Annotated in this window: 2 protein-coding genes and 2 pseudogenes; 3 read left to right on the top strand and 1 reads right to left on the bottom strand. The window is 53.0% G+C overall.

All coding sequences use genetic code 11. From position 1 onward, the window contains the following. The 3 genes and pseudogenes from CKO42_RS28080 to CKO42_RS25690 all read left to right on the top strand — a co-directional run. Positions 1–1085, top strand: a pseudogene (locus tag CKO42_RS28080) (hypothetical protein); the annotation flags it as partial. Between the two features lie 97 nt (positions 1086–1182). Next, positions 1183–3030 carry a glycoside hydrolase family protein gene (locus CKO42_RS25695; RefSeq protein WP_200251877.1) on the top strand — a complete coding sequence of 616 codons (1848 nt, stop codon included), beginning with the start codon at positions 1183–1185 and terminating at the stop codon, positions 3028–3030. A gap of 1010 nt (positions 3031–4040) precedes the next feature. Next, positions 4041–4772, top strand: coding sequence for a class I SAM-dependent methyltransferase (locus tag CKO42_RS25690; RefSeq protein WP_200251875.1), 732 nt, complete (start codon positions 4041–4043; stop codon positions 4770–4772). Between the two features lie 256 nt (positions 4773–5028). Here CKO42_RS25690 and CKO42_RS26985 read toward each other — a convergent pair. After that, positions 5029–5222, bottom strand: a pseudogene (locus tag CKO42_RS26985) (hypothetical protein); the annotation flags it as partial.

The following is a 5222-nucleotide window of genomic DNA, read 5'->3' as shown; positions in this document are numbered from 1 at the left end:
GCGACTCGGATGCCGATGGCGACTCCGATGCTGACGGTGATTCAGACGCCGACGGCGACTCAGACGCTGATGGCGATTCAGACGCCGATGGCGACTCCGATGCCGACGGCGATTCGGATGCTGACGGCGACTCCGACGCTGACGGCGATTCAGACGCCGATGGCGATTCCGATGCCGACGGAGATTCGGATGCTGACGGCGACTCGGATGCCGACGTCAGTGACGCCGAAGCAAGAACGATCGTCAGACCGGGCGGTACTGCAGACGATAGACGTGGAGGTATGCGGGTCGACGACCGGGAAAGCGAAAGCGAAAATGATGCCGGCAGTGAAGCCGAAACAAGAACGATCGTCAGACCGGGCGGTACTGCAGACGATAGACGTGGAGGTATGCGGGTCGACGACCGGGAAAGCGAAAGCGAAAACGATGCCGGCGGTGAAGCCGAAGCAAGAACGATCGTCAGACCGGGCGGTACCGCAGACGATAGACGCGGAGGGATGCGGGTCGACGAAAGCGATGCCGACGACGAAAGCGATGCCGATGGTGGCTCCGACTCCGCGTCAGACGACGACGGAGGCAACCAGCAAGGCAATAACGGTCACGGCAACGGCGACCAAGATGCCCCTGGCAACTCAGGCGACAACAACAACGCTGAGAACAGCGAGCACACCGGCCAAGGCAATAGCGGCAGCGGCAGCGACAGAGGCACCGACAGCGAAAGCGAAAACGATGCCGGCAGTGACGCCGAAGCCGAAGCAAGAACGATCGTCAGGCCAGGCGGTACCGCAGACGATAGACGCGGAGGGATGCGGGTCGACGAAAGCGAAGCCGACGACGAAAGCGATGCCGATGCCGACGCTGACTCCGGCGCTGAGCTAGACGACGATCAAAACTCGCTCCAGAGGACTTCTCGCACGTATGCCGAAGAAGAAGAGGAAATCGAAGACGAAATGGATGTCTTCGTTTTCGATGACACTGAAGACGACCTGCAAACCCAAGAGCCAGACGCATTCGATGACGTTGAAGGCATCGATTCTGCCGGCTTTGACGACATGGACTGTGACGATGGCTTTGATGACGTCTAACTGTTCGCAGCTGACGCCATCCGTCGCTGTGAGCAATACCGTTTAATGTCACTAACCGAAGTTCAAGCGATGCGCCAGGGTTAAACTGAATCCGTTGATGTCGACTCATAACCCACAATACGGCCAGCCAGAGTCTCGTCTCCCGGTCTACAAGACAACGACCGAGGACGAACGCTGTCTGGCCCTATTGACGGCGGCCATCACCGGAGTCGCCGCGAGCGAGGCAAGTCCAAGCGACTATCAACGCAGTATTGACCAGGCCTTTGAGCAGGCAACCTTTCAAAGGCCTTATCGACGCCTGATCCTCGTACTCTATGCGCCTGGAGTGAAACGCATCCTGGTCAGCCGCGCCACACTAGGGAAAGGCACCACCTTATTCTCCGCGATCTTCGTCCACCTCTTGCGCCATCCCAGGCTCAGCGAGTTTCATAACACCGCGTTTCGCCTACAGCTCGACTTCGTTCGCGACAAACCCGCGGATGTTGATCTCTACGGCGTGGGGATGGCCCAAACCGGTCCGCGCCACTTCGAAATTGGTATCGACGGTCTGCTCTTCACCGGGCCGGACCAAAAACGCCGATTCTTCCTGCCCGGAGACGCCTACGTCCGCTCGATCATGAGCATGCAGCAACTGCGCGAGTATCTCCATCGAGGCCATGGTGAGGACATTGTCAGAGCCTCCCGCTTTCAACGCTTTCGCAGCGAAAGCTACCTCTCATCAACGACAGGCCACTGGTTGCGCCTCTATCGTGGCCACCCCGCAGTAGGCAGGGTCACTCAAGAAAAGTTAGAGCGCGCAGTCGAACGGGCGGTTGATCACATTCAATTAACCCAAGAACCAAACGGCAAGTTTCTCTACTACTACGACCCAGCCCGCGACACGCGCCGCGACCACGAACACCCGAAACGCAACCCCGACAAAAATCCCTACTACAACATCCTGCGTCACGCCGGCGGCGGACTCACTTGCCTCTACTATGAGCGCTATACACAAAGCGGTCGCAGTCTCGAAAACATCCGCCGCGCGCTCGATTACTTTGTCGCCCACGGGCGCGAATACAGCTGCGAAGGGCGACCAGCGGCCTACATCTACAGCGAACGCAAAGCCAAGCTCGGCGGGGCAGGGATCGGCCTCTACTGGCTAGCCGATTACCAACTGCACACCGGTGACCAGCACTATCAACCCTGGGCCGACAAGATCGCCTGGCATCTGCTGCACCAGATCACCGAAAGTGGTGAGTTCATTTACTACAACATCTACTTAGACAAGCCGATCACCGAAGCCGAAAACAACGACTATTTCTCCTTCTACTACCCTGGTGAAGCCGTCTGCGGCCTGGCGCGCTACGCACTGATCGCCTCACCCGAAGTAAAGGACTTAATCGTCAAGCGGCTAAAATGCGCGCTCCACTTCCTCCTCAACATCCGCCCGAAGACCCGTGCCGAGCACTACACCACCGTGCCGTCCGATTCCTGGCTGATGATGGGTATCGTGGAACTCTGGGAATTACCCGAGATGCGCGACCCGGCTTACGCGCGCTTCGTCTTTGATGACGCGCGACGCATGATCGACCAGATGTACAAGGTGACCGATGCTCCCTACCCGGACTATGCTGGAGCTTTCTACTACAAGTTCGGCGATTATCCATACGCTGACGGTGCACGCTGCGAAGGACTGCTTGGTGCCTACCAACTAGCGGTTAAAATGGGTGAGCAAGAAATTGCAGAAGAAATTTGGAACGCGATGCGCCTTGCCGCCTGGGCGGTGCTACATCTGGTCAACACGCCAGATTCGGTTTACTCGGTAAAACGGCCGGAACTCACCTTGGGTGGAATTCGCTTCAAATACACGCGCCAGTGGTTTCGTATTGATACCATTCAGCATGTTGCGTCGTTCTTTGCAAAGCTGCTCCCTTGCTTGGAAAAGACTTGCACAAGGATTTAGTTGATTTGAAGACGGGGTTTATCTATAAGTTTTATTTGCAAATTTAGATTAAAAGTGAATCCGCGAGTTAAATAAAAAAATGTAAGCACCTGATTCTGCTAAGCTTTAGTCCGTAGTCATTCGGTTTACGATGTACCCCATCTGGTGAGACATCGAGAGCTTGACTTTCATTTTAAAGCCGCTGAAGTTTCTGAGTTTTCCTGTTTCCGAGAAATCAACACTTCACGGATCAGCCCTTTCAATGTGCATAAAAACAACATTCAAGAAGGCTGGTTACAATTTGAGGTGAATCTGACGATCACAAAATCCGGCGGCATGCCGCAAACACTTTGACGGAAAACCAAGGACTTGCAGTCTGACGAATTTCCTCACCTTAAAAGGGTTGGACCAAGAGTCCGAAGGTTGGTTAGTGCGGAAGCCATCGGCTTCTCTAACATGCTGATTTAAAGAGAGCGCCCAAGTTTAGAATTGCTGCAATGCGCTGACGCCGGTTGCGGCCGTCGCCAATTCGGTGTGGTGATTCAGCGCCCGACCGATGAGCCCCAGGCAGGCCTGCTAGGTTAGATTGGCGGCGGATTGTTCGATGATGAATTGGCGAACGGGATCACCTGGTAGGTGAGGATGAAAATAAGCCCACATTATTACTATCGTGCTGTTTTATGCTGCTTTTCGGCTATTTCAGGATTATTCTGCTCACGAAACCACGTTAATATCATTCCAGTGCTGCAACTAGCCATTTTCCACAAATCCGTCTTTTCGCCGATTATGAAATTGGCATAGGCTTAGTATATTCCGCCACGACACGGAATCGCTACAGATTGTGGAGGCTTAGTTTTTACTCTTATGGTGCACGAATATCCTGATCTGATTATTTTTAAACGTCGTGCCGTTGTTGCGCCCGTAATTCCGCTGTAAACTGTGAGCAAGGCAGGTGAGATCCTGTCTTGAGCACATACTCGCAACTACAAGACAGTGCTCAGCAATATTCTGAGCATGGTACGAGTTGAAAAATGGGTGCAGATCATGTTCATCCTATCAATAAAGAAATGCCGCCGAACGTCAACTTTTCCGCCCGGATGATAAACACTCTGGCGAAAAGACTAGATGCATCTTCCTATTTGGAAATCGGGGTGCTAAGAGGAAAAACGTTTCTTGGTGTTGATATAGGTAGGAAACACGCTGTTGATGTTATCAAACAATTCGATATTCCAGAATATTCCCGCGACAGCAGATTCTTCCAGTGTAGCTCAGATGAATATTTTGTCAGCGCGGACGATAAGCCCATATACGACATTGTATTCATTGACGGCTTGCACACCTTTGAGCAATCGTTCCGGGATCTAAGTAATAGTTTGATTTATACGCACAACAGAAGTGTCATTATTTTGGATGATACTATTCCCAATGATGTGTACAGCTCTCTTAGAAACTCAAAACAAGCCCTTAAATATCGCAAAGAGGAGACCGGTGGTTCTGATCTTTCCTGGCATGGTGATGTATATAAAACAGTTTTTTTGATTCACGATTTTTATGCGACCCTTAACTACAAAACAATTGTGGGGGCATGGAATCCTCAAACGCTCATTTGGCGATCGGCCAATGGCCACAGAACACCTCGATTTAATTCGCTGGAAAAGATAGAGCGTTTGTCGTATTTTGATTTTCTTGAACATAAGGATATCTTGCGAACCGACACGGAGCAACGTGCAATCGAAGTGTGTGTGGAAGAAATTGGACCATGATGAAAATCGAAGTCTTCTGTTGCTAGATTGTTAGGTGTCGCCAGGAGCCTGCCCAGTTTCAATGTGTCCTGAGTTGATTCCTAGTGCAACGGTGTCCGGCTCCCGTCACAGGCAGGCCATTAACATGGGCCGCAGCTCACGTTCATAGAGCGCAGGTGAAGCTGGTTTGAGAAAACAGTGTTTAAAGAAGCGCAAGACTTGGCAGCTCACCTTGGAGGTATGGCGAAACACCGGCACGGTCCAATCGGGTGCGGCCTCAACATACTGTGCTCAACAGCACTCCGCCCCAAACTGATCGATCTTCTGCCAGAACTGCGCCCAGCGTCTGCGAGAGCCCGCGGCGATCCGTGAGGCGGGTGGCCTCGGCGATCAACTGATCGAGGGCGTTGGGGTCGTGCTTGAGGTGGTGGCAGTGGTCGTGCTGCCAGTCCTCGCGTCGCTGCGTGTCGC

Source organism: Lamprobacter modestohalophilus, from assembly GCF_016583905.1.
GTDB classification, from domain to species: domain Bacteria; phylum Pseudomonadota; class Gammaproteobacteria; order Chromatiales; family Chromatiaceae; genus Lamprobacter; species Lamprobacter modestohalophilus.
This window is presented reverse-complemented; position numbering and strand designations above follow the sequence as displayed.